The 479-nt window shown below is 66.8% G+C and carries 1 protein-coding gene; it reads right to left on the reverse strand.

From position 1 onward, the window contains the following. Positions 1-479, reverse strand: a 479-nt coding sequence (locus HUO12_RS14340) for a 3-deoxy-7-phosphoheptulonate synthase (protein WP_176274495.1), incomplete at both ends; no start/stop codon positions are given.

The raw sequence follows: 479 nt of genomic DNA on the forward strand, positions 1-479 counted from the left end.
GCATAGCCTCCCCCGGCGAAGGCGCGCAGCAGGTTGAGCGTCGCCGCCGCCTGACTGTAAGCGGATAGCATGCGCTGCGGATCGGGCTCGCGCGCGCCTTGCTCGAAATCGATCGCGTTGATGATATCGCCGCGATAGCTCGGCAGCTCGGCATCGCCCTGCACTTCCGTCGGCGCGGAGCGCGGCTTGGCGAATTGGCCCGCCATGCGCCCCACTTTCACCACCGGCAGCTTGCTGGCATAGGTGGGCACCACCGCCATCTGCAGGATGACGCGGAAGCTGTCGCGGATATTGGCCGGGTGGAATTCGGCAAAGCTCTCGGCGCAGTCGCCGCCCTGCAGCAGGAACGCCTCGCCTGCCTGCACCTTCGCCAGATCGGCCTTCAGTGCATCGATCTCTCCGGTGAAAACGAGCGGGGGATAGCTGGCCAGCGAGCCTTCGACCGCAGCGAGCGCTGCGCCGTCGCGATAGTCGGGCAT

Source organism: Altererythrobacter lutimaris (assembly GCF_013371495.1).
In the GTDB taxonomy this organism is placed as follows: Bacteria; Pseudomonadota; Alphaproteobacteria; order Sphingomonadales; family Sphingomonadaceae; genus Erythrobacter; species Erythrobacter lutimaris_A.